The sequence below is a fragment of the Parafilimonas terrae genome, assembly GCF_900115755.1.
Taxonomy (GTDB): domain Bacteria; phylum Bacteroidota; class Bacteroidia; order Chitinophagales; family Chitinophagaceae; genus Parafilimonas; species Parafilimonas terrae.
Window position 1 is genome coordinate 1 of the sequence record NZ_FOXQ01000011.1, and the last position, 24743, is coordinate 24743.

The window sequence follows — 24743 nt, forward strand, 5'->3', positions numbered from 1 at the left end:
AACCGCCTGAATACATACAAACTGAAAATCTTCGCCAGCAAATCCGTTGGTCAATTTGCCTCGGCCTGAGGTGGTCAATTTAAACGGCGTACCCACCGTGACGAAGCTGGCAGCAATATTCCATTACATTTTGATGAATATGCCTGGGCTTATGATAAAGATGATAATTAATTAAAAAAAATGCAGCAAAGTTAGCCGCCGGTTTCGGCTTCAGAATAAAGCCCAGCAGTTGTAAAGCCGGGCTGCCAAAAGACTACGGCATAAACACAGCCCCAACGCACAAAGCCTTCATTTATTCCGTTTCCTTTTGGCTTGTAACATCGGCGGCTGATGGCAGGGCTTTCTTTTTTTCCTTTTTTCTTTTGGAAAATTATTATGATGAGATGCAAGATGTCTGAATAAAAAAGCCCTCTCAGGACTGAGAAGGCGTGAGCAAATAACGATGCTAAAACTATTTTAAGCTACTTCCACAATTGACAGTGCATTATATGCACCATTCTTCAAAGTGTATTGAACTCCGTTCACTTCCTGGAAGAACTCCACAGCAAACAGAAACACACTTGTACCAGTCCCGGCAGGTACGGCAGCAGGAGTAAGAGTGACGTTTCCTGATGTCCCATCAATTGGAAGGTTTACAGCATTGGTATATTCAACACTTGAAGTACCTCCGGCAAAATCCACTTTTGCCCATGCTCCACGAAGGGTTACATGAGTAGCACCAGTAGGAGCAGCAATATCATTGATCGGCACTAAGCCGGTAATACTTATAACACCAGTTGCAGTGTCAACACTGTAAGGTTTGTAAAAAATGGATGAAATGATTGCATTGATATTGAAATCAAAATTTTTCAATTCATCAGTTGCACCAGCAGCAGCTATTCCGACACCAACTGTACGTTCACCCCTGGCAGAAGTAGTATCGTAATTTTTGATGATGGTCATTAACTGCGTTACCCTGGCAGTAATACGGTTATCAGATGCAGAAAGCATCAATGTGCGTACTGTGTCACGAAGCAATTTCCCCGCAGATGCAGCAGCACCAAATTCAGAACCGTTCTCCCTTGTTCTTTGAAATGTAGGATCATTTGCAATGCGGTCACCAGATACACCACTTTTTGTTTTCACAAGATGCCCATCCTGTGTTTTATAAAAGGTAAGTTCATCCAGAGTACCTTCTATTTTAATTATGCCTTTTAACTTAGCCATTGTAAAAAATTTAATGGATTACGAATGATAAAATCAACATTCAAAAACAAAATTAGAAATCGATGTAATTCCTTATTCACAAGCCTTCCAAACAGCTGTCATCTGTGCCGATTTTTCCAACTATAACTCTTTATTCCTGTTATTACTTTAAGTAAATTTGTACTGCTCAGTTATGCATCAAGTATAGCTGAAGTCAGATAAAGTATTAAATATTTAAAAGCGATGGAGCGGATTTGTATATATCCCAAGGACATTCAGCTTGTAACCGGGAGAAGTGAAAGATACGGTCGGGATCTTATCAAGAAAATTAAAGTGACTTTCAGTAAGAAAGACCATCACTTAGTTACTATTGAGGAGTTTTGCAACTACACCGGACTTTCTTCTCAGCAGGTTAAAGAGAAGCTGAAATACTAAAACACATAACCGACTTTTTGACAGTCAATCATGTGTTATCATAGTTAGATGTTGGGCGGGGATATAAAATACTTAAACTGCTTGCAATTCATAGCTCTTCACTTTGCCGGGAAACAGTTCTACAACCGGCACAAATGCTCGCAGTTCATATATCCTCTTGAATCTCTGCTGTAGTTGGTTCGATAATAGTACTTTTGGGGCTACTTACTTCACCGGAAAGCATACTAATGTCTGCTTTCCGGTTTTTATTTTGCTAAACCTCCGCTCCTGCGAATATTCTATCAAATTTTATAAAACAATCCTGAAGATGTCAACACACTTTTAAACAAGCCGTTATTGTCTTTTGTACAATCAATATTGATACCAGATTGATGGAATAATGGCTATCGAAAAAGGGTAAAATGAAAAAGTGAAACGGGCAGGAATAAAACTGGCTCTATTCTATATTCATTTTATTTAATTGAAATTTTTTAACCGCATTTATAAAAAAAATTTCCCGCCAGGAATGGCAGGAAATTTTCAACCCTAAACCCTTAAAAAGCTAAGCTACGAACAAGTTCGCAAATATTCAAATGAATTTACAAAATCAGGAAAAACAGCACACGCAGGCCAATATATTAAACACTAAAAAACTCATGAACAAATGTGATATTTTAAGCCTGGGATAAATTCCATGCTGCTTTTTATTAATCGTTTTTAATTGCAAAGAATCAAGTTTGCGCAGTAAAGATGGCAGCGTTATTTGTTTCATGTTTACATAACCGAAGGTTCTCATTATCTCCATCGTGCTTCTTATTATTTTGCTATCTGCATTTTGCATGCGCACAAGTGGCGCAGCGCCTGCCTGCCTGCTATCTGCCGGGCTTTTCACCCTAAGCGCATCCGCTCCCAATGCATATAGCTTTAATACATCAAATGCTGTATTAATATAGGCTGCTGCAATAATTTTAATTTCTTTTTCCAATCCGTACATCTCCAAAGTTTTTGACACAAACAACAATGCTTCGTATAAAGGCATGCTGGCGCTTTTTGAAGAATCTGGTGATGAATTATCTTCATTATCACAACCTTCTATAACTATATAATCAGGAATAATACCTGTTTTGCGAAATGCATAGCATATTTCATGAACTACTTTTTTACTTGTCACGAAAAGCCTTACGCCAACAGGTTTTCCACCGGAAAGCTGTCGCAACGAATCTATGAACATTGCCATGCCTTCTGCGGTGCTGAAAGCTGTATGCATGGCAACTGATGAACCTGCAGCCTGGTTTGTAAAATTATTTTTTGCGGAAGAAAATGAAGCAAGTTTCAGCTCTATCATTTTCACAAATGGTTGCATGGCATTTGCGCTGAACATCTCCGGGTTGAAGTTAGAATTACTGTTGCTGCAGCCGGGATAGCCCGGCACAATCTGCCATATTATATCCTTTGCAAAACCGGCGTTAAGTTGATGTGAAGAATAATGCCGGTTCAATACTTCCGCTTTCTCATGCGCATGAACAGGACTTTGTTTTGCATGAATAGTTTCGTTGCAAACTATACCTGACAAATAAGGCTGGGTGCAAAAGCTGTTGCCAAACAATACCGTAGGTTCTTCATAATTATTATTGCCTGAAAAAAATAAACTTTTATTACTATCCGGGTTATTATTTCCAGGTTTTAATTGCCGGCTTTCATCTGCATTTTTAAAAAGAAACATTTTGTACTTTTTTCTCGCATAATGCATTATAATAAATAAAAAAGGAATTGCCAGAACCAACAACCAATGCAGGCCTGAACCACCAAAATATTCCGACCTTATTATCACGCTGTTTATAAGCACAACAATTAAAAGAACGGCCAGAAATAACAGAGTGTATTTTTTATTTTGAGACATTATAATACGATTCGGTTAACTATGCAGATGCTACTCTTTCGGCAAGCGACCTGCTTTTATTTCTTCTTAAAATTTCCTGCAGCACATCTACTGATTGTGAAACGGCCCTGCGATAACCTATGCTGCTTTTTTTCACATAATGATCGTAGCCCGGCACCACCAATCTTATTTCACATAACCTGTTTTCATGCTTTTTGCTTGCGCCTTTTCTAAGAATTACGTTCGCACGAATAATATTATCACACTGGTCAAACAACTTTTTTACTTTTTCTTTTATGAATGCTTCGAGGTTTTTACCTGCTTTAAAATCTACTGATTTAATAATGATGTTCATAAAGATCATTTTATAGTGAAGAAATATTTTAAGAGCAATAGCTAACCGCCGCAACTCAAATAGCGTCACAACTTTTTCAGCTTTTATTCAAAGCTAAATTGCAGTTATTAGAAAGAGATTAAGAAGAAATTAGAAAGGGATTAAATTATTTTTGACGCACATTTTCGGCGATTGGAAGCTGAATTAAAAAAGTAGTGCCTTTGTTTACAATGGAGTTAACTTTTATCTGTCCTTTATGCAATTTAATAATGCGATATACAAGCGGCAGGCCTACGCCAAAACCTTTAGTTGATTTACTGTCTTCACTTCTGTAAAAAGGCTGAAAAATATTTTTCAGGTCGCTTTCAGCAATACCTTTTCCATCATCTTCAATAACAATATAAATTTCTTTTGGCTGAACAAGTAATTTTACTACTGCATGATGGTCCGGCGAATATTTACAGGAGTTGGAAACAACATTTTTTATAGCGGAAAGCAAAAGTTCGGCATTGCCAAACACCAATAACCTGTCTTCATTTTCCGGTAATCTTTCAAACTCAAGCTTCACGGAGTATTCTTTATCCACTTTTGTAATCTCGCCCGGCAACTGCATCAGTATTTCATCAATTCTTATTGAATTGATTTCAATACCGCCTTTAATGCCAGACACCGTTGCAAACTCCAATAATGTTTGTGTAAGCTTGGCCAGGTTGCGCACATCCTGGTAAACAGATTGCATAATGCCGCGGTATTCTTTGGCCTCCCTGTTTCGCTGCAGCGATACTTCCAGCTGGCTTGAAACTGAAGTGAGTGGCGTGGTTAATTCATGAGATACAGAAGAAATAAACCTGCGCTGCATTTCAAAGCTTTGCTGCAAACGATCTAATAGCTCATTCAAGGTTTCTGTAAGATAATTCCATTCATCTCTTGCATTTCCCGATTTTATTCTGTGCTCAAGGTTTTGTGCTGAAATATCTTTTACATCATCTGCAATCTTCCTGATTGGCTTCAGCAATATTTTCGAAAACATATATCCCAATGTAAATGCTGCCAGGTTGCCGCATGCAAAGATTATAAGTAAAATAATTTTGAGATGGTGCAGGTTACGCTTGCCTTCTTCATCAAACGCAGCAGCTATAATAACAGGATGATTATTTATACCGGCATCATACCACGCAACGACTTCGCGGTTTCCATCGGTAAAAAAATATTCTTTATTAGTTCTTGCATTGTTCAGTATATCGGCTGTAACCTGCAAACTATCCTTTGGCATATCACTGTCAGTATATATTCTTTCATTAAAAGAATTGTATGCCTGTATGGTTTTATCCTGCATTGGTATCACCGTAAGTGAATCTATCTTTTTCATCAGCGCCGGGTTAAAGGCGGCGGTATCATTCAGCATGTTAGCCGTGGTTACAGCCTGGTTTGTTAAATGCGCCTTCATGTTTTCCAGCCTTATGTCGTAAAAAAAATAATAGATGCAGCCGCAAAACAGCCCAAGCAATACACATAGTATAAGTGTAAACAATAAAGTTATTTTTATTCTTACATGCATCAATGGTCTTTTAAAATATAGCCCATGCCCACATGGGTTTGAATTAATTTATGTTCAAACTGTTTATCCACTTTATTGCGCAGGTAACTTATGTAAACATCAATAACATTTGTATTCGTTTCAAAATCCACATCCCATACATTAATTGCTATATCCACTCTTGAGACAACCCTGTTTTTATTTCGAAGCAGGTATTCAAGCAATTGAAATTCTTTTGCAGTAAGATTTATTGCTTTGCCATCTCTTTTTACCTCTTTGCTATCGAGGTTCATTTCAAGGTCGGCAGCTTTTAAAATGTTCCCTATCGGCAAACTTTGGTTCACCGTGCGTTTAAGCAATACCTTTATTTTTAACAGGAGCTCTTTAAATTCAAAAGGCTTTACCATATAATCATCAGCGCCGGATTCATAACCTTCAATCTTATCGTTCAGCGCACTCATGGAGGTAAGCATAAGCACAGGCACCTGCTGATTTTTAGCGCGAATGGCCTTGCACAAATCATAGCCATTCATGCCGGGAAGGTTTATATCGAGAATAATAAGGTCAAACTCTTTTGCGCAGAATAAGTGATAACCCAGTTTTCCATCATAAGCAACTTCAACGTTAAAGCCAATTTCATCAAGGCCGAACTTTAAAGTATCGGCAATTTTTTTTTCGTCTTCAACAATTAATATTTTTCTTTCCATATATAAAAACAGCCATTATTTTAAGCAATTTACTTCTTCTCAATTTAGGCGGAAAAAATCAACCCGGTTCTAATCATATTCTAATGCGCCGTTAATGCCAGGTTAATGGCCCGTACGTAGTTTTGAAAGTTATTATCCTGGTGAAGTATTCACCGTTAGGCCTGCATTGCAAAACAATTAAAAAGTTTGATATGAATACAATACAGCTAATCAATCTAAAAAACACTATTAGCGCTGAAAATTATTTTACCACAAAAAATTTAAACGATGCTGATATTAGCCGCCATGAAATAAACGATGCAACTAACCGTAGAAATAACAATAAGCTTAATGCGGAAGTTCTTATTGATTACATTATTAAAACGCATCATGCTTTTGCGAAAAAAAGTACAATTGCCATTTATAACCTTACGCAAAAAGTTGCGTATCGTCACAGTGAAAAACATATCGAATTAAAAAAGTTTAACGAAATCGCCTTTCTTTTCTTTCACCATTTGTTAAATCAAATGTTGAAAGAAGAGCAGTCCTTATTTCCCCATGTAAGGCAAACAATGAGTGAACTAAAATATCAAGGCAAAAACAATAATACTATTATACAACCTTTAAAAGAAAAGCTGCAATTGCAGCAGGCTGAACTTCAAAAATCTTTTGATTACCTGAAAACCTTCAGGGAAATAACAAACGATTACAAACTACCGCCGGATGCATGCAGCTATTACACATCTTTATTTGACAAGATGAAAGAACTTGAAAGCGACCTCGTTATACATTTCCATTTGGAAGCCGATATTCTTTTCGGTTTATGTAACAGGAGCTAAAAAAGGATTAAACATAAATGCAATAAATTTAACCATTATAAACCCTGCCACTATTAATAATTTAAACACGATTAAATGACAACACAAGCTTTATCTGTTATCATAGCAGGAATAATATTTTTCTTTTTCCTTGGTATAAAAATAGTACGCCCCACACACAGGGGCTTAATTGAAAGATTGGGCAGGTATCACAAGTTTGCCACGCCAGGCTTTCACTGGATTATTCCTTTCATTGATAAAATGTATGCAGTAAACGTAACGGAACAAATGGTGGATGCACAGCCACAGGAAATTATTACCAACGATAACCTGAATGCAAGTGTGGATGCACAGGTATATTTCAAGGTTATAGAAACAGAGGAAAGCGTAAAAAATTCGCAGTACAATGTAAATGATTACAGAAGGCAGATTGTAAACCTTGCCCGCACCACGCTAAGGAATATTATCGGAACACTTACGCTAAGGTCTGCCAACAGTGAAAGAGGAAAGATAAACGCAGAGCTGCACAACACGCTTAGAAACGAAACATCAAACTGGGGCATTGTAATTGTACGAACAGAATTAAAAGAAATAGACCCGCCGCGGGATGTGCAGGATACAATGAACAAAGTAGTGAAAGCAGAAAATGAAAAAATAGCGGCTATTGATTATGCCACTGCAACGGAAACGGCAGCAGATGGCGTAAAACGCGCAAAGATTAAAGAAGCGGAAGGGCACAAACGTGCCAAAATACTGCATGCCGAAGGCGAAGCTGAAGCCATTATGCTGGTAAATGAAGCAGCTGATAAATATTTTACAGGCAATGCCCAGTTATTAAAAAAGCTGGAAACCGTTGAAGCCTCACTTAAGTCGAATGCAAAAATTGTGGTACCGGCGGGTTCTGAACTGGTAAATATTATCGGCGATATGGCGGGTGTATTACCCATTAACACAACAAAAAATGAAAATGGAAAAAGCAAAACCACACCGCCCTCAACGCCTGTATAATTAGCAGGCATGATGTAAATATTTTAAATAACATGCATGAAAATCGCCTGCTATTGAGATTGGATTTCTTAAATATTAAATTTGTATAAAATGAAATTATTAATCGCACTTGACAATAATACCGGCGCTCAACATATTGCTGAAGCCGGTTATAAATTAGCGGAGGCATTGCATGCACATACTGTTTTGCTGCATGTAACTTCTGATGCAACCTATTACGCTTCTCCTAATTATTCACCTATATTGGGATATAATAATTTTAATAATGCAGAAGCTGTTCAAACAGATACCAGTGAAAAATTGAAAGTAGCTGCAGAAGATTACCTGGATAATGTAAAGTGGAGCCTCGGGGACAAAACAATTGAAACAGTTGTAAAGGAAGGGGATTATACAGCAAGCATACTTGAAACAGCAGAAGAAATAAAGGCAGATATGATAGTGATGGGAACGCACAGCCGCAAAGGGCTGGATAAAGTACTGCTGGGAAGCGTAGCTGAAAATGTTTTACATCATACAAACATACCGTTGTTCATTATTCCTGTAAAGCCTGCCGAAGCAGTATAACAGTTTCGGCATACTGGCTTTATTTAATTTAACAGGCAGCGGTAATATAAACTGAATGCCATGTCAAAAGATCTTTATCAAGCAAAAAAATTACTTACCACTAAAAACGGAACGTTTACTTACTATAGCCTTGCGGAATTGGAAAAGCAGGGGCATAATATCAGCAGGCTTCCTTTTTCCATTCGCATACTCTTAGAAAATGCCCTGCGAAATTTTGATGATTTTGCAGTAACAAAAGAAAATATAGAAACTATTCTTCACTGGCAGCCGGAAGGCTCAGATAAAGATATTCCCTTTAAACCTGCCCGTGTTTTGATGCAGGATTTTACCGGTGTTCCCGCCGTGGTGGATATTGCTTCGCTGCGTGCAGAAATAGCGCGAAAAGGGAAAAACCCTGATGAAATAAATCCGTTAATTCCTGTTGACCTTGTAATTGACCATTCGGTGCAGGTAGATTATTTTGGAACTGAATACGCTTACAACCGTAACATGGATGAAGAATATAAGCGTAATAAAGAACGCTACCAGTTTCTTAAATGGGCACAAAAATCATTTACCAATTTTAGCGTGGTGCCGCCGGGAATGGGCATTTGCCACCAGGTGAATCTTGAATACCTGTCAAAAGGTGTAATAGAACGCAACGGTAAAATTTTTCCTGATACATTAGTTGGCACCGATAGCCACACGCCTATGGTAAACGGTATTGGCGTAGTAGCCTGGGGCGTGGGCGGCATTGAAGCGGAAGCTGCTATTTTAGGCCAACCTATTTATTTTATAACGCCACGGGTAATAGGGTTGAAATTAACCGGCAAGTTACCGCTGGGTTCTACCGCAACAGACCTGGTGCTTTCCATAGCTGAACTTTTAAGAAAGTATGGCGTGGTTGGAAAATTTGTGGAAGTGTTTGGCCCCGGGCTCGACAATCTTTCTGTTCCCGACAGGGCTACAATTGGAAATATGTCGCCTGAATTTGGCTGCACCATCACCTATTTTCCGGTTGATGATAAAACCCTGGAATATATGCGCAGAAGTAACCGTTCGGAAGAGCAGGTGAAACTGGTAGAAGATTACTGCAAAACGAATATGCTGTGGCGTACCGGCAGTGAAGACATCCATTACACAGATATTATAGAGCTGGATATTTCAACAATAGAACCTTCCGTTGCCGGGCCAAAACGCCCGCAGGATAAAATTTTATTAAAGAATTTCAAATCAAAATTTATAAGCCTGTTAGATGAAACCTATGGCCGTAAATACACAGAAGACAAACAATTAAGCCGGTGGATGGCTGAAGGTGGCAGCCAGCCCGTAATGCAGTCAAAAACCGAACTAACACCCGAACCGGAAATTGAAGAAACCGTTGTAAACGGAATGAAGAATGTGTGGGTAACCATTGGCGAAGAAAGCTTCATGCTTTCGGATGGCGCCGTAGCCATTGCTGCCATTACATCGTGCACCAATACTTCCAATCCTTTTGTAATGGTAGGTGCAGGTTTGGTGGCAAGAAAGGCAAGGGAACATGGATTGAAAACAAAACCCTGGGTAAAAACTTCATTGGCCCCGGGCTCCAAAGTGGTAACAGATTATCTTGAAAAGGCAGATTTATTAGACGACCTGGAAGCTATGCAGTTTCATACGGTAGGTTACGGATGTACTTCCTGCATTGGCAATTCCGGCCCATTGCCCAGTTTTGTTGCCAAAGCCGTGGAAGAGCATGATGTTGTAGTTGCTTCTGTTCTTTCGGGCAACAGGAATTTTGAGGCAAGAATTCATCCCCAGGTAAAAATGAATTTTTTAATGTCGCCAATGCTGGTGGTAGCGTATGCCATTGCCGGCCGGGTAGATGTGGATTTGATAAATGAACCCATAAGTTTTGATCCCAACCAGCAGCCTGTTTATCTAAAAGATATATGGCCTTCTGATGATGAAATAAATGATGTGCTGCACAAAGTGCTTTCGCCAAATGACTTTGCAAAAAATTATTCAGAAATCTTTGAAGGCAATGATATATGGAGAAATCTTGATGTGCCGGATGAAAGGTTATACAAGTGGGATGAAAGTTCCACTTACATTAAGGAGGTGTCGTTTTTCTACAATATTTCTAATGATGCGCCGCCTTTAAACGATATTCATGATGCAAGGGCTTTACTGGTGCTGGGCGATAGCATTACAACAGATCATATTTCCCCCGCCGGGCAGTTTAATGAATCTTCTTCTGCAGGCAAATACTTAATAAGCCGCGGTGTAAAAAGAGAGAATTTCAATTCGTATGGTTCAAGACGGGGAAATGATGAGGTAATGGTACGGGGCACTTTTGCCAATGTGCGCATAAAAAATAAACTGGTAAAGAAAGAAGGCGGCTTTACAAAATATTTTCCCACCGGCGAGGAACTTTCTGTATATGATGCTTCCATAAAATATAAACAAACACAAACGCCGTTAGTGGTGCTGGCTGGTAAAGAATATGGCAGCGGTTCATCAAGGGACTGGGCGGCAAAAGGCGCATTCCTGCTGGGTATTAAAGCCGTACTTGCAGAAAGTTATGAACGTATACACAGGAGCAACCTGGTAGGAATGGGCGTTTTACCACTTCAATATAAACCAGGCGATACGGCAGAAAGTTTAGGCCTTACCGGCAATGAAGTATTTACTATATCGGGCATTGCTGAAGACATAAAGCCGCTAAAAAAAGTGCAGGTGATTGCTAAAAAAGAAGATGGCAGCGAAATTAAATTTGAAGCAATTGCCCGGGTAGATTCAAAAATAGAAATAGAGTATTACAGAAACGGTGGAATATTACAATATGTATTAAGGCAGTTTTTAAAAAAGACAAGCTAATCACTTAAACAAATTATATCCTTCTTCCAAATGATTATAGAATAAGATTAGAAGAATAAATTTCTAATCTTATTCTAATGTTTCCTTAATGCCGGGTTAATACCCGGTACCTAATTTTGAATGAATGTAACAGGTATGTAAAGCCGGCAGTTTTTTATTACAGGTGCCGGATTTTTCATCTATAAAACTATATACGAAGCGTTCAAGCCATGACAAGCATTAAAAAATATTTTCAATATATCTTCTGCCGGCAATTCTTGCCCGGGGTGCTGTCATGCTATACCTGTATCTCTTACACTGGCAATCAACGATTGCCTTATTACCCAAATTTTAAGGACTTTAATAAGTAATCCCCGCTCTGGTTTAAATACAGACCCGGGGGTGGGTTTTGTATTTTTTTAATCATAAAAACTTATTATTATGTCCAGCAAACGAAAAATTGTTTCGGCAAGCAATATTATTATAGTCTTACTTGTATTTGTCAATGTTATCATCTTACAGGCCGCCTTTATCGAAAATGAAAAATGGTATTGGGCGCTTGCCATCAGCCTGCCATTGTTAGTATTGGCTATTTTAAATATCCGTCAAAAAAAACATGCGATTTTACGCAACTTTCCCGTAATAGGTTATTTGCGTTATCTTCTTGAATCAATACGGCCGGAGATAAGACAATACTTTTTTGAATCGGAGCTGGACGGAAAACCTTTTAGCCGCCGGCAGCGGTCCATCGTTTACCAGAGAGCAAAAAATGAAAAAGAAACGGTAGCTTTTGGTATGCAGGCAGACCCTAATGCGCCTGGTTTTGAGTGGGCTGCACATTCGGCGTATCCAAAAACTTTGCATGAAAAAGATTTGACGGTATTGATTGGCAACCAATACTGTCTGCAACCTTACAGGGCAAGCATTTATAATATTGGTGCAATGAGTTATGGCGCCCTCAGCAAAACAGCCATTATGGCCCTGAATAAGGGCGCAAAACTGGGTGGCTTTGCCCATAATACAGGAGAAGGCGGCATAAGCGAATATCATCTTGGTGGTGGCGATCTCATTTGGCAAATCGGTACAGGTTATTTTGGGTGCCGCGATGAAAAGGGAGAATTCCATCCACTTGCATTCCGTAAAAATGCATTGCGCCCGCAGGTAAAAATGATTGAGCTAAAATTATCGCAGGGTGCCAAGCCCGGGCATGGCGGCATTCTGCCTGCATCAAAAAATACAGAAGAAATAGCTGCCATAAGGCAGGTGCAGCCTCATACCGTGGTGCATTCACCCGCAGCGCATTCGGCATTTAATACGCCGGAAGGAATGGTGCAGTTTCTTCAATTACTCAGGGAATTATCAGGTGGCAAACCGGTTGGCTTCAAAATATGTATTGGCGATAAGCAGGAATTTATTGATATCTGCCAGGCCATAAAAAACTCCGGTTGTATTCCTGATTTTATTTCAGTTGATGGCGGTGAGGGCGGCACCGGCGCTGCACCGTTAGAATTTACCGATCACCTGGGTATGCCGTTATACGAAGCCCTCGCTTTTGTAAAGCGGGCATTGGATGAATACGGCTTGTCAGGCAGCATTAAAATAATTGCCGCGGGAAAAATAATTACGGCATTCGATATACTTAAGGCAATAGGGCTTGGCGCTTCTGCCTGTTACAGTGCAAGGGGAATGATGTTTGCGTTGGGCTGCATACAGGCATTAATATGCGATTCGGGTAAATGTCCTGTTGGCGTAGCCACACAAAACCCGGCTTTATATAAAGGCCTCGATCCTGCTGATAAAGGCGTGCGGGTTTTCAATTATCACTTAAATACCATTAAAGCAACTAAAGAACTGATGGGTGCCTGCGGATTTGCACGCATTGAAAGCGTTCATGCTGCAAAGTTTTTTAGAAGAACAGACGCTCAAACAACCAGGAGCTTCGAAGAAATATATTTCAACAAAATAAACGAGTTTAAACAACAACAAAATTTTGAGCCACAATTAAATTAAAACAAAATGAAGAAGATAAAAGACACGCTTGTTTTAAGACAAGATGATTATGCATTATTGATTTCCTATCTGAACCATGCCCGCAGAAATTCAAGTATTGACAGGCAGAATGCAGATGAGCTTACCGCTGAGTTAAAGAAAGCAACCCTTGTGGACAATGCTGACTTTCCACCCGATGTGGTTGGGTTAAATTCTAAAGTCCGGATAAAAACAGACGATAAAAATGAGGAAATGGAATTGATGATTGTTACGCCTGATAAAGCAAATATCAAAGAGAAAAAAATTTCCATCATGGCGCCAATAGGAACAGCTTTAATTGGTTTCCGCGAGGGACAAAAAGTAAAATGGAAAGTACCATCAGGCCATAAAACATTTACCATTTTAAATGTTATGAATGACTATGGCGGAAATCCTGCATAATAAACTGTTATCGGACGTCTGTCTGCAGCGGGCAGAATTCAAATATCGCCCAGCAGCGGACCGGGCAAAGCTGTTCAATATTGAACAGCTTTTGCTTTGTTATGTAACTACAAAATTTAATCAATAGTTTGCGGCGAACCCTGCAAAGTGTTTAAGAACTGATAAACAAACACAACCCTTGCCGCATATTTTGTAAACCGCTAACCTGCGTTCAAACTGGCTATATACATATGCACATATATTTATAGTTTAATATAAATATTTAAAAAATGTTAGGCTTTTATACCTAATCTATTATTTTATTCAGGAATTTAATTACAACCTAATGATTTTAGTAAACAGGGATAAAAAAGTTAATTGCTGTAACCTTGTAAGACCTTCTTTAATTAAATCTGTATCTGATGAAACAAAATTTTACACTTGTTTTTCTTTTATTGGTATTATTTCTTGCAGGTTTCCATAAAAATGTAAAAGCACAATCTGTCTTAAATCCCAATGACCCGGTCATTAATTACGATCCGCAAAACCCACCCGCAGAGCCGCCTTACGGCCAGATAGGCAAATGGGTTAGAACAAAGAATGTATCGTGGAATTCAGATTCTTATAAAGCCTACATTTATGAAGGTTCCTGTTTTCGATTAAAATTTCCTAAATCCTATAATCCCACAGCCAATGACGGCAAAAAATATCCAATGGCAATTGTGTTTCATGGCGGCGGCGAAAGCGGCCCTATTACCGATAATGAAACACAACTATATCATGGCGGCAAGCCATATATGGATGCGGTTGACAACGGAACTTTTGATGGATATGTTTTGTTTATGCAAAGCCAGGGTTTTTGGGGAGTTACTTCTTATCAAAGGATAATCGACATTATTGATTATATGGTTCAATACAATAAGCTTGATCCTTTTTGCATGAGTGTAAATGGTTTGTCTTCCGGAGGCCAGGCATCATGGGAGATGATCCTTAATTACCCGGATTACATAGGCGCATCATTGCCCATGTCTAATGTATCTATCGGGTATAAAGAACCTTCGGTAGTAAATAAACTAAAGTTTACTCCTATATGGAATTTCCAGGGCGAGCTTGATGGCTCGCCATCACCTTCCACTGCACAACAGGTGCGTGATGCCATGGTTGCTGCCGGCGCCAATTATCGTTACTCCGAATATGCCAATACAGCGCACAGCACCTGGGACAGGGCATTTGCCGAGCCCGATTTTTTTCCGTTTATGTTAAGGGGGTACAGTTCCAATCCCTGGGTTTTATATGGAAGGACCGGGTTTTGTACCAGCGATGCTATAAACGTTACCATTGGCGTTGCGCCGGGGTTTGATAAATATGAATGGAGAAAAGATGGAAACCTCATTAACAACGCCACCGGCAACACAATTACGGCAACTTCATTTGGCGTTTATGAGGCAAGGGTTTTAAGAGGCACGCTATGGTCCGACTGGTCGCACATACCGGTGAATATACACATAACACCACCCACAAAGGCGCCGCCAATAAAGGTTTCAGGCTTAATGAGCAATGTAATTGTTTCCGGCGATGGCAAAGATTATGTAAACCTCGAAATACCCGACAGCGGTTATACCAGCTATGCATGGAAGAAAGTGGGAAGCGGTACCGTGCTTGGAACGGAAAGAATATTTAAAGCAACAGAACCAGGCAATTACACGGTTGCCGTAACAAAAGAATATAGTTGCTCCAGCGTTCCGTCTGATCCTTTTTTAGTGGTGAATGCCAGCGGGCAACACGCCCCCTCTCCTGCCACTAACCTGGTTGCCAATGCTAATTCCGGCACAGAAGTTTTGCTTACGTGGTTAGACAACCCCCATCCTCAATATAATGAAACAGCTTTTGAAATTTACAGGAGCCAGTCGGCAGAAGGACAATATAATTACATAGGCAAAACTTCAGCCGGCAGTTTGGAATATACCGATGCAACTGCTTCACCTGGTGTGAATTATTATTATAGAGTAAGGGCGATAAATAATAATGGCGCTGCAGAAATGTCTAATATCGCCAATACAGCTACCACTGCAGACAACATTGCACCAACAGCGCCGGGCAATCTACAAATTGTTTATACAACCAATTCTTCCATAAAAATTTCCTGGAACAGTTCAACTGATAACATTGGCGTAGCCAATTACCAGGTATATGTAAATAATCAAAAAAGTTATACAACAACTGACACAACTTTTTTAATAAGCGGGCTTAAAACAGGGAAACGCTACACCATTTATATAAAGGCAGCAGACTCAAGCGGCAATGTTTCTTCACAGAGTGAAATCAAAAGCGCAGCGGCCGTTTTAAATGGCCTGGTTTATAAATATTATGAAGGCTATTGGAGAAATGTTCCGGACTTTAATACGCTTATGCCTTTGGAAACAGGCATCACTCCAAATATAAACCTGAAACCTGCGCGGCGGCAGCCCCAGCTTGCATTTCTTTGGCAAGGCTATATAAATATCCCGGTTGATGGCACATACACTTTTACCACTAATTCAGATGACGGCAGCAAATTTTGGCTTAATGAATACGACCCCGGTATTAAGCCATTTATAAATAATGATGACGGAGTAAGAAGATCTGCTAAATCAAAATCCAATACCATCCAACTTAAAAAAGGCCTCTATCCCATAAGCCTTGCATACTTCCAGAATAAAGGCCCCAGGACAATGCAATTAGCCTGGGCATGCAAAGAGCTTTTTGGGAATACAACCAAACGCATAATTGCGAATGCATATTTCAAAAGCAATTATGTGCCTGAAGGAACAGCGCCTAATAAACCATTAAACCTTACAGCAACGGCAACATCGTTCGATAAAATAAAACTTACCTGGACAGATAACAGTAACAATGAAACCGGTTTCCAGGTTTACAGGAAAGTAGTGAATGGAACGCAAACCATCATTTATACAACAGGCGCCGGCGTTTCAAGCTTCATCGATTCAGGTTTAAACCCACGCACAAAATACATTTACCGCATAAATGCTGTGAACGGGTTTGGCACTTCTGCAAAAACGCCACTGGTAAACGCCATAACCAAGGCATTGCCTGCTATAAAAACACCCACATTTTTTAAGGTTTCAACACTGTCATCATCATCAATTAAATTAACCTGGAAGGATAATAATACAACAGAAGCAAACTACCGGGTATTAAGGTCTGTGTCAGACAGCCTGCACTTTAAGCTTGCAGCAGTATTACCGCAAAACAGCAATGCTTATACGGATAGCAATCTTTACGGAAACATGGTTTACTACTATAAAGTGGAAGCCATAAACGATTTGGCAGCTTCTCCGGCCACGGTTGCAGTAAAAGGCACTACGTTAAACAGCAAGCCTTTAATAGACAACGGCTTTTTAAATAGCCAGCAATTAACAGTTAAGGCCGGCGCACAAACAATTGTACAGGTTAATGCAAGCGATGCAGATGGCGACCAGCTTACTTACTCGTATTCCAATATTCCATCTTTTGCAAACCTAACAGATAATGGAAACGGAACAGCAACACTTGTCTTCAATCCGTTAAGTTCCAATATCGGCACATACAATGGTTTAAAAATTCGTGTTACAGATACACATGGGGGAAAAGACAGCCTCGTATTTAAACTGGTTGTAAATACGAATACCAGCCCGGTTATAGATTCCATAGCAGATTATACAATAAACGAAGGTGGCCATTTGAATATAACTTTAAATGCAACCGACCCCAACACTGAACAAACACTTCAATGGTCGGTTAAAGGATTGCCTTCCGGGTATTCAATTTCACCAATCAACAACAGGTCTGCAACATTAACGGTAAAACCGGGCTACGGTGCATCCGGTATATACAATGCAGAAGTTACTGCGAATGATGGCGCAGGCGGAATAGTAAAACGCAGTTTTACATTAACCGTGTCCGACTACGATCCCAATCTTGAAGTTTATATAAGATTCAAGGACCTGAATGATATGGGCACGCCATGGAACAATATAACCTCGGTAAACACTCCGGCTTTAAAAGATAATCTTGGCAGAACAACTAATATCGGGTTGAATATGCAAACAAGCTGGTGGTCGGTATGGCATGAAGGCCCTTCAACAGGCAATAACTCCGGTATTTATCCTGACAATGTTTTAAAAGACTATTATTATTTCGGAGTTTTCGGTGGCCCTGAAACTGTTACAAGCCAGATTACCGGGCTGGATACTTCAAGAAAATACAGCATTAGTTTTTATGCCGGCAGTGTTTGGATAGGTGCTTCAGATAATGGCACTACGGTTTATACAATCGGGTCGCAATCCAAATCTTTATATGTTCAGGGCAACACAACCAACACTGCAGATTTTAATGACATTAAACCTGCAGCAAATGGCACCATTACTTTTACCATGTCAAAAGGCGCTAACACACCTGTTGGCTACGTCAATGCCATTACTATAAAATCTTTCTATACAGATTCTACCAGGCCGGTTAAGCCTGCATCTTTACAGGCATCCTATGTTGCAGACCAGGGCGTTAAGCTAATATGGAATGATGTGGCTTATAATGAAACAAAATACCAGGTATATCGTTCACTTGGTTCAGGCGGTGGCTTTACTTTAATAGCAGATAACCTTGCCATAAATACAGAAAGTTATACTGATAATTCTGTATCGGGCAATACCGGCTATTTTTATTTTGTACAAGCCGTAAACAATTCTGGAGCTTCTGTTCCCTCCGATACAGCAAGTATAGTTACAGCCAATAAAGTACCATCAATAACACCCATAGCCAATGTTTCAATTAAAAATAACCAGCAGAAAAACATTGATATAGTGGCAACAGATGATAGCGCTGATAACATTGAACTCAGCGTTGAAAACCTGCCTTCGTTTGCAACGTTTACCGATAATGGAAATGGCACAGGCCGCATCTCCTTAAATCCTGCAAACGGCATAACAGGAAGGTTCGATAATGTTACAGTAACGGCAACGGATAATAATAATACATCGGGCTCTGTATCATTCAGCATAACGGTAACAGATCAGAATATTCAGTCTGTTTATATTAATTTTTCAAACGGTGCAACAGCGCCTTCACCATGGAATAATTTTACAGCATGGCCTTCGGCCAATGCGGGAATATCAGCATTAAAAGATGATGAAAACAATACTACCGGTATTTCTTTAAAGCTTTTAAATGGCTTCCAGGGTAATATTGCAGGCGGCATGCAGCCCGGCACTGATTACAATTTATATCCGCAGGAAGTAGTGCGCACAGGCGAATATGAGGGCAGTTCAAGAATTGACTCCATGAAAATTTCAGGGCTTGATCAAACTAAAAAATACAATTTTGTTTTCTTCAACAGCCACGATGATGGATTAAACGGAAACACAAGATTTGAAATAAACGGGCGGGCTGTAACGCTGGATGCTGCTTATAATATTAATAAAACGGTGCAGCTAAACGGCATTACGCCCAACAGCGCTGGTGAAGTAACTATAAAAGTATCGAAAGCTGCAGGCGCAGATTATGCTTATATAAATTCACTGGTTATTCAAAGTTACAGCAGCTCGCTTCAGCTTCTCGCCCCTGCTGATCTATTCATTAAAGATGTTACCAAAAATACCGTGAAGCTTCAATGGGCAGACAGAAGTTTTGATGAAACAGGCTTTGAAATATGGCGTGCATCAGACAGCAATGCAGTATATACTTTGCAGAAAACAGTGGCTGCAAATATTACGGAGTTTACAGATTCAAATTTGCTTTCCGGCAAAACCTATTATTATTCAGTAAAAGCTGTAAAATCAGGAGCGCAATCAGGCTTTTGCAATGTAGTTGCCGCCACCACTTACACACAGGTTATTTATGTGAATTTCACCTTTCAGAACCAGGCAAATGTTCCGTGGAATAATACATCAGCATTGCCCGAAGATGGCTTAACATGGAATAATCTTTTAGATGATGCAGGCATTCCATCATCCATCAATTTGCAGCAAAAAGGTGTTTTTGCAGGCATATATGCACCGGGCATGAACACAGGTAACAATTCCGGTGTGTTCCCTGATAAAGTTTTGGCAGATAGTTATGGATTATTTACAGGGCAAAGCGCAACCATGAAAGTAACAGGCCTGAATGTTAATCTCAAATATGATTTTACATTCTTTGCAAGTTCGCAGGCTGGAGGAGATGTGAATTCAGGTTATACGGTTAATGGTAAAAAAGCAGTACTGAATGCTTCGCTAAACACCAAAGGCACTATAACGGTTTATAATGTTCAGCCGGATGAAAATGGTGAAGCAATTATTACCATTGCACCTAATACGCTTACCTCGCAGTTTGGCTTGCTTGGTGCGCTTTTAATTAAAGAACATGAAGCTTCCGGCAATGCGCCTTCAACAGATCATACATCAGCAGCAGCAACGCCTATTGCTGCTGTAAGCAAAGCTGCCGGAACATCTTCTTTGCAGGCGGCTGATATAATTACAGAGAATAAAGTTGTTGCTTATCCAAATCCTTTTGTAAATGATTTTACAGTGAATTTATCTTTAAGCAAACCGGATAATATCAGGATTGAATTGTATTCTATCAATGGTTTGCTTATTTTAAATAAAAACATTGGAAACCTTCCGGAAGGAAAACATAGCTTTAAAATCAATCCTGATGTTAGCATAAAACCAGGCACTTATATTTTAAAAGTATTGCACAGGAACACAAATGCCGCCAGCTATTTTAAATTATTAAAGCAGTAATTGCAGCACGGAATTAAATTGATAAAAAATGCTGCCTTCAAATTGAAGGCAGCATTTTTTATTCGCTTTGCCTGGTTAATTAAACTGCATTTGCAAAACGCCATCTTGCAAATGCCAGCAATACCAGCGAGCCTGTCCTGCTGTCATTTTTGTTTTCTTTCCAAAAGCCCACTGTCTTACTTTTTCCTGCAACCATGGCAATTTTTTCTCCCTGCTCCCGGCCTTCTGCAGAATAAAAAAGTGCAAGCGAATTATTGCCTGCTTTCTGCAATTGTAAAAGTTCTTTTACAGGTATTGCCATTCCTTTATCAGCGCCTTTGGCATTGGCAAATTTCCATTCTTTTATTTTATTGCCACTTGCATCTTTTAAGGTTATAACCCTGTTGCTGGCCAGCCTTTCAGGTGCGTTGCATTGATAATAATAAATAACAAGTTGCTCATTACTGTTTGCCTGGCTTACCGGCAAATTATTAATACTTAAAGGCTGGTTTAATGCCCGTTTTAAAACGAGTTTTTTGCCAATATAAATTTCATAATAATCAAGCCCTGCATTGGCCTGTACCATAAATGCAGTGAGGCAGATGGCTGTAAACAAACCTGCTTTCAGCGCTGCTTTTTTGAAGAACAAATTTTTCATGATCAGATATTTTACGATGAACAATAAATTGTTTATCAAAGTAAATGCGTGGTATTGCCTGGAAATAATTTGTTTGATTAACTGCATCATAATCTTGATGTATTGCTTTATCATGAAAACGCTGCGATGCATTATTGCATTTCATCATGCAAAACCTGCATTTTGAATAAAGGACGGCGGCATGCTGCAAATTGTTTATAATTTTAAGAATGCATCTTTTCAGCAGATATAAGATTGATCATATTATATTCTGGACTATTACAACGGTATTTTACGCTTATGTAACCACAGATGTTTTGCAAAAGGCAGGCGCATGGCATTACTGGCTGAATATTTTTATCCGCAATGCACTGCTAATGCTTATTTGTTATACAAATATTTATTACCTGTTTCCTTCCTTTTTTAAAAAAGGCAAATACATTTTATATGGCGTGCTCGTTTTATGCTGCCTGGTCTTTTTTACCGTGTTTAAAAATTTACACGACACATGGTTGCATGGTTATATAGCAGGTAATGTTCAGAAGCAAAATTTCTTTTACAATACCTTTTATAATTTTTCCGTCGCCTTTTTCTATATGTGTTTTACCATGGCGCTTATATTAAGCAAGAACTGGTATAAGCAACATTTGTTATTACAGAAGATACAAGTGGAAAATCTTGAAACGGAGTTACGTTATCTCAAGGCGCAAATAAACCCGCACTTTCTTTTTAATTCCATCAACACTATTTATTTCCAGATTGACAAGCATAATGCAGCGGCGCGTTCATCACTGCAAAAATTTTCTGAACTGCTGCGCTACCAGTTGTATGAATGCAATGAAGAGCAGGTTGCTATTGAAAAAGAAATTGAATATTTAAAAAGCTATATCGATCTGCAGCGTTTGCGCAGGCAAAATAATTATCACATTTGTTTTGAAGTTGATGAAGGTGTACGCAATTTTTCCATCGCGCCATTATTACTTATGCCTTTTGTTGAAAATGCTTTCAAGCATGTTTCCCGCCATACAGATAAGCCTAACAGTATAAAGATTTGTTTATGCAGGCGGGACAATTTATTGCTTTTTAATGTTGTAAATTCAAAAAGCAATAATCAATTAACAGCAAAAGAAGGCATAGGGTTAAAAAATGTGAAACGAAGATTGGAATTATTATATGCAAGCAGATATGAGCTTAAAATAAATGATGAGTCATCAACTTATACTGTTCATTTAAAATTGCAATTGTTATGATAAAATGCATAATAGTTGATGATGAACCGCTTGCCCAAAAGGGACTAAAAGAATACATTGAAGAAGTGGATTTCTTAGAACTTATTGGTGTGTGCGATACTGCTATGCAGGCATATCCTTTTATAAACAAAGGCGAAGCCGATCTTATTTTGCTTGATATAGAAATGCCTGGATTATCGGGCATTGATTTTTTAAAATCATTGCACTATATGCCGGCTGTTATATTTACAACTGCATATCCGCAATATGCTTTGCAGGGCTATGACCTGGATATAATTGATTATCTCGTAAAACCCATATCATTCCAGCGGTTTTTAAAAGCAGTTACCAAAGCCAAATACTTTTTGGCTGATAAAATAAAAGATGCTTCACAAGCAGCAGATGAAAATGATTATTTCTTTTTAAAAGTTAACCAACAGGTTGAAAAAATATTTTTTAAAGATGTCTTGTTTGTTGAAGCCATGCAGAATTATGTTGCAGTTCATCTCAATAACAAAAAGCTGATCAGTTATATCACAATTTCAAACATGGAAAAACGGTTGCCTGCCAATCTTTTTATGCGCATACATAAATCTTATATAGCAGCGCTGCATAAAATAGATTCCATATCGGGCAACAAAATAATTATTCGTATACATACATTGCCTTTAAGCCGCAATACAAAAGAAAAACTGATGCAGGCCGTAAATGGCAAACTTGTAAAGAGGTAATTCTTTGTGCTTAAATTAACGGGTGAGCGTCTTTAAACCTTCTTCATTAATTATTGCAATGTCTTTACCATTTGTTTTAATCAACCCGGTTTCTGTAAACTCTGTCATTAATTTATACACCGATTCGTAAGCGGTGCCTATAAATGCTGAAATATCCTGGCGGGAAATAGTAAAAGCAATATAACCTTCAGTGTTTACACCAAACTTATCCTGAAGCTCTAATAAAGCTTTGGCTGCACGGCCTTTTACGGACAAGTGTGCCAGGTCGCGCATGCGCTGTTCTGAAAGCTGTAATTCATCTGCCATAAACATCATAAAATCATACATAAATTGTGTGTTCACTTTAAGCGTTGCGACAAAAAAATCGAGGCTCAAAAAGCAGATGGTGCAATTCGTTAAAGCAGTTGCCGTAATGGGATAAGAAATATTATTTGTTGAAAGCCCGCGGTGGCCAACGATATCATAATTATGCGCAAACCGCAGTATAAGCTCTTTATCTTTGCCCCAATGTTTATGCACTTTTATCACACCTTCCAGCATAAAATAAACACCTTCAACTTTATCGCCTTCTTTAAATAAGATTTCTCCTTTTTTATAATGAATAATTTCACGGTTAGCATCTAATGCAGGCCGCCATTCTTTAAGGCATTTTTGATAAAGAAAAGAATCGGCTGCATCAAAATTACCTTTATGTTTTTTCATGCGGATAAAGATAAACAGGAAGTATGTTTTTGTGGGCAGGATGTAGATCCAATATAAAATTGCAGTTAAATGAGTTTTTGGGAAATTACCTGGCCCTTCTTCTAACCATGTAAGGCATGTAAGCGGATGTCAGCAATTTGTAGTAATGTTTTCTTACGTTTCTAACATCGCTTACATGGGCGCACTTATATTTATCAAATCAGGAATTGCAGAAAATAATTTTGATTTTAAATTCACCACTTCTCCAATTATAATTACAGCCGGGTTTTCGAGCGCTGCATGTTGTGCCCTGAAATAAATATCCCTCACTTTTCCCGTAACCATTTTTGATTGAGGTGTAGTGCCATTTTGAATAATGGCAACAGCGGTTTCACCTTTACCATACCCGGTAAATATTTCCATTATGGCTTCCAGTTTGCTCATCGCCATTAATATAATAACTGTGGCCGTTGACTGCGCTGCAAGTTTTATATCGTTTGATAATTCACCGCTGCGCGTAGTGCCGGTAACCACCCAAAAGCTTTCACTTATACCGCGGCAGGTAAGCGGTATCATTTCGGAGGCCGGCGCCGCCAGTGCGCTGGATATGCCGGGCACCATTTCCACTTCCATACCTGCTTCAACAGCAGCGTCAATTTCTTCCTGCGCCCGGCCAAATACAAATGGGTCACCGCCCTTAAGCCGTACTATATTATTGTATTTTGTACCATACTCTATAATAAGATGGTTTATCTCCTGCTGACTCAATACATGGCAACCATATCGCTTGCCCACAAATATTTTTTCAGCTGCATTAAGTGCGTATTCCAGCAGTGCTTCATTAGCCAGTGCATCATACAATATCACGTCGGCCCGCTGTAAAATTTTTATGGCTTTTAAAGTGATAAGTTCAGGATCGCCCGGACCTGCACCAATCAATATAAGTTTACTCATATTAATATTATTTTAAAAAATATATAATATTTTATAGCACTAAATTAAAAATTATATTGAAAAACATATTACTTTCACAATATTATTTAAATAATAATATGATTGATTAATTCAATTTTATTATTT

General features: G+C 39.0%; 17 protein-coding genes. 9 read left to right on the top strand and 8 right to left on the bottom strand.

Going from position 1 to position 24743, the window contains the following annotated elements:
* Positions 1–456: 456 nt before the first annotated feature.
* From BM015_RS16000 to BM015_RS16025, 5 genes are all read right to left on the bottom strand, one after another.
* Positions 457–1206 carry a hypothetical protein gene (locus tag BM015_RS16000; RefSeq protein WP_090660800.1) on the bottom strand — a complete coding sequence of 250 codons (750 nt, stop codon included), beginning with the start codon at positions 1204–1206 and terminating at the stop codon, positions 457–459.
* A 1000-nt stretch (positions 1207–2206) separates the two neighbouring features.
* Positions 2207–3322, bottom strand: coding sequence for a glutamate synthase-related protein (locus tag BM015_RS16010; protein WP_177191936.1), 1116 nt, complete (start codon positions 3320–3322; stop codon positions 2207–2209).
* A gap of 196 nt (positions 3323–3518) precedes the next feature.
* Positions 3519–3833: an HPF/RaiA family ribosome-associated protein gene (locus BM015_RS16015; RefSeq protein ID WP_177191937.1), complete on the bottom strand. Its 315-nt coding sequence runs from the start codon at positions 3831–3833 to the stop codon at positions 3519–3521.
* Positions 3834–3978: 145 nt separating this feature from the next.
* Positions 3979–5370 (bottom strand): sensor histidine kinase, encoded by a 1392-nt coding sequence (locus BM015_RS16020; protein ID WP_090660813.1) that lies wholly within the window; start codon positions 5368–5370, stop codon positions 3979–3981.
* Positions 5370–6056 carry a response regulator transcription factor gene (locus tag BM015_RS16025; protein ID WP_090660816.1) on the bottom strand — a complete coding sequence of 229 codons (687 nt, stop codon included), beginning with the start codon at positions 6054–6056 and terminating at the stop codon, positions 5370–5372. Before BM015_RS16025 ends, BM015_RS16020 begins: the two co-directional genes overlap by 1 nt.
* Before the next feature lie 191 nt (positions 6057–6247).
* On the opposite strand from BM015_RS16025, the gene BM015_RS16030 reads away from it, so the two are divergent.
* The 7 genes from BM015_RS16030 (at position 6248) to BM015_RS16060 (ending at position 20406) form a co-directional block, all read left to right on the top strand.
* The gene (locus tag BM015_RS16030; protein WP_143075900.1) at positions 6248–6874 is read left to right on the top strand and encodes a hemerythrin domain-containing protein; all 627 of its coding nucleotides are present in this window, start codon (positions 6248–6250) and stop codon (positions 6872–6874) included.
* 75 nt (positions 6875–6949) lie between these two features.
* On the top strand, positions 6950–7861 hold the full coding sequence (locus BM015_RS16035) for an SPFH domain-containing protein (RefSeq protein ID WP_090660823.1): 912 nt from the start codon (positions 6950–6952) through the stop codon (positions 7859–7861).
* A 90-nt stretch (positions 7862–7951) separates the two neighbouring features.
* Positions 7952–8425: a universal stress protein gene (locus BM015_RS16040; RefSeq protein ID WP_090661176.1), complete on the top strand. Its 474-nt coding sequence runs from the start codon at positions 7952–7954 to the stop codon at positions 8423–8425.
* Positions 8426–8485: 60 nt separating this feature from the next.
* Positions 8486–11263, top strand: a complete 2778-nt coding sequence (gene acnA, locus BM015_RS16045; RefSeq protein WP_090660826.1) for an aconitate hydratase AcnA — start codon at positions 8486–8488, stop codon at positions 11261–11263.
* Positions 11264–11683: 420 nt separating this feature from the next.
* Positions 11684–13252 carry an FMN-binding glutamate synthase family protein gene (locus BM015_RS16050; protein ID WP_090660829.1) on the top strand — a complete coding sequence of 523 codons (1569 nt, stop codon included), beginning with the start codon at positions 11684–11686 and terminating at the stop codon, positions 13250–13252.
* A 6-nt stretch (positions 13253–13258) separates the two neighbouring features.
* Positions 13259–13672, top strand: a complete 414-nt coding sequence (locus tag BM015_RS16055) for a GreA/GreB family elongation factor (RefSeq protein WP_090660831.1) — start codon at positions 13259–13261, stop codon at positions 13670–13672.
* 401 nt (positions 13673–14073) lie between these two features.
* Complete coding sequence (locus tag BM015_RS16060) at positions 14074–20406, top strand: fibronectin type III domain-containing protein (protein ID WP_090660834.1); 6333 nt, start codon at positions 14074–14076, stop codon at positions 20404–20406.
* Positions 20407–20485: 79 nt separating this feature from the next.
* On the opposite strand, the gene BM015_RS16065 is transcribed toward BM015_RS16060, so the two are convergent.
* Positions 20486–21043 (bottom strand): hypothetical protein, encoded by a 558-nt coding sequence (locus BM015_RS16065; protein ID WP_143075901.1) that lies wholly within the window; start codon positions 21041–21043, stop codon positions 20486–20488.
* Between the two features lie 209 nt (positions 21044–21252).
* Here BM015_RS16065 and BM015_RS16075 point away from each other — a divergent pair, with 209 nt between their 5' ends.
* Together BM015_RS16075 and BM015_RS16080 are read left to right on the top strand one after the other, a co-directional pair.
* Positions 21253–22272 (top strand): sensor histidine kinase, encoded by a 1020-nt coding sequence (locus BM015_RS16075; protein ID WP_090660845.1) that lies wholly within the window; start codon positions 21253–21255, stop codon positions 22270–22272.
* Complete coding sequence (locus BM015_RS16080) at positions 22269–22982, top strand: LytR/AlgR family response regulator transcription factor (RefSeq protein ID WP_090660848.1); 714 nt, start codon at positions 22269–22271, stop codon at positions 22980–22982. Before BM015_RS16075 ends, BM015_RS16080 begins: the two co-directional genes overlap by 4 nt.
* A 15-nt stretch (positions 22983–22997) precedes the next feature.
* Here the strand turns inward: BM015_RS16080 and BM015_RS16085 are convergent, their stop codons facing one another.
* Both BM015_RS16085 and cobA read right to left on the bottom strand, forming a co-directional pair.
* Positions 22998–23684, bottom strand: coding sequence for a Crp/Fnr family transcriptional regulator (locus BM015_RS16085; RefSeq protein ID WP_090660851.1), 687 nt, complete (start codon positions 23682–23684; stop codon positions 22998–23000).
* Positions 23685–23855: 171 nt separating this feature from the next.
* Positions 23856–24617, bottom strand: coding sequence for a uroporphyrinogen-III C-methyltransferase (gene cobA, locus BM015_RS16090; protein ID WP_090660855.1), 762 nt, complete (start codon positions 24615–24617; stop codon positions 23856–23858).
* Between the last annotated feature and the right edge of the window lie 126 nt (positions 24618–24743).

Excerpts from the sequence above, each read along its gene's own strand:
- BM015_RS16060 (WP_090660834.1), top strand. The coding sequence starts at position 14,074 with ATGAAACAAAATTTTACACTTGTTTTTCTTTTATTGGTATTATTTCTT.
- BM015_RS16040 (WP_090661176.1), top strand. The coding sequence starts at position 7,952 with ATGAAATTATTAATCGCACTTGACAATAATACCGGCGCTCAACATATT.
- BM015_RS16035 (WP_090660823.1), top strand. The coding sequence starts at position 6,950 with ATGACAACACAAGCTTTATCTGTTATCATAGCAGGAATAATATTTTTC.
- acnA (WP_090660826.1), top strand. The coding sequence starts at position 8,486 with ATGTCAAAAGATCTTTATCAAGCAAAAAAATTACTTACCACTAAAAAC.
- BM015_RS16000 (WP_090660800.1), bottom strand. The coding sequence starts at position 1,206 with ATGGCTAAGTTAAAAGGCATAATTAAAATAGAAGGTACTCTGGATGAA.
- BM015_RS16030 (WP_143075900.1), top strand. The coding sequence starts at position 6,248 with ATGAATACAATACAGCTAATCAATCTAAAAAACACTATTAGCGCTGAA.
- BM015_RS16065 (WP_143075901.1), bottom strand. The coding sequence starts at position 21,043 with ATGAAAAATTTGTTCTTCAAAAAAGCAGCGCTGAAAGCAGGTTTGTTT.
- BM015_RS16080 (WP_090660848.1), top strand. The coding sequence starts at position 22,269 with ATGATAAAATGCATAATAGTTGATGATGAACCGCTTGCCCAAAAGGGA.
- BM015_RS16085 (WP_090660851.1), bottom strand. The coding sequence starts at position 23,684 with ATGAAAAAACATAAAGGTAATTTTGATGCAGCCGATTCTTTTCTTTAT.
- BM015_RS16015 (WP_177191937.1), bottom strand. The coding sequence starts at position 3,833 with ATGAACATCATTATTAAATCAGTAGATTTTAAAGCAGGTAAAAACCTC.
- BM015_RS16075 (WP_090660845.1), top strand. The coding sequence starts at position 21,253 with ATGCATCTTTTCAGCAGATATAAGATTGATCATATTATATTCTGGACT.
- BM015_RS16055 (WP_090660831.1), top strand. The coding sequence starts at position 13,259 with ATGAAGAAGATAAAAGACACGCTTGTTTTAAGACAAGATGATTATGCA.
- BM015_RS16010 (WP_177191936.1), bottom strand. The coding sequence starts at position 3,322 with ATGTTTCTTTTTAAAAATGCAGATGAAAGCCGGCAATTAAAACCTGGA.
- BM015_RS16050 (WP_090660829.1), top strand. The coding sequence starts at position 11,684 with ATGTCCAGCAAACGAAAAATTGTTTCGGCAAGCAATATTATTATAGTC.
- BM015_RS16025 (WP_090660816.1), bottom strand. The coding sequence starts at position 6,056 with ATGGAAAGAAAAATATTAATTGTTGAAGACGAAAAAAAAATTGCCGAT.
- cobA (WP_090660855.1), bottom strand. The coding sequence starts at position 24,617 with ATGAGTAAACTTATATTGATTGGTGCAGGTCCGGGCGATCCTGAACTT.
- BM015_RS16020 (WP_090660813.1), bottom strand. The coding sequence starts at position 5,370 with ATGCATGTAAGAATAAAAATAACTTTATTGTTTACACTTATACTATGT.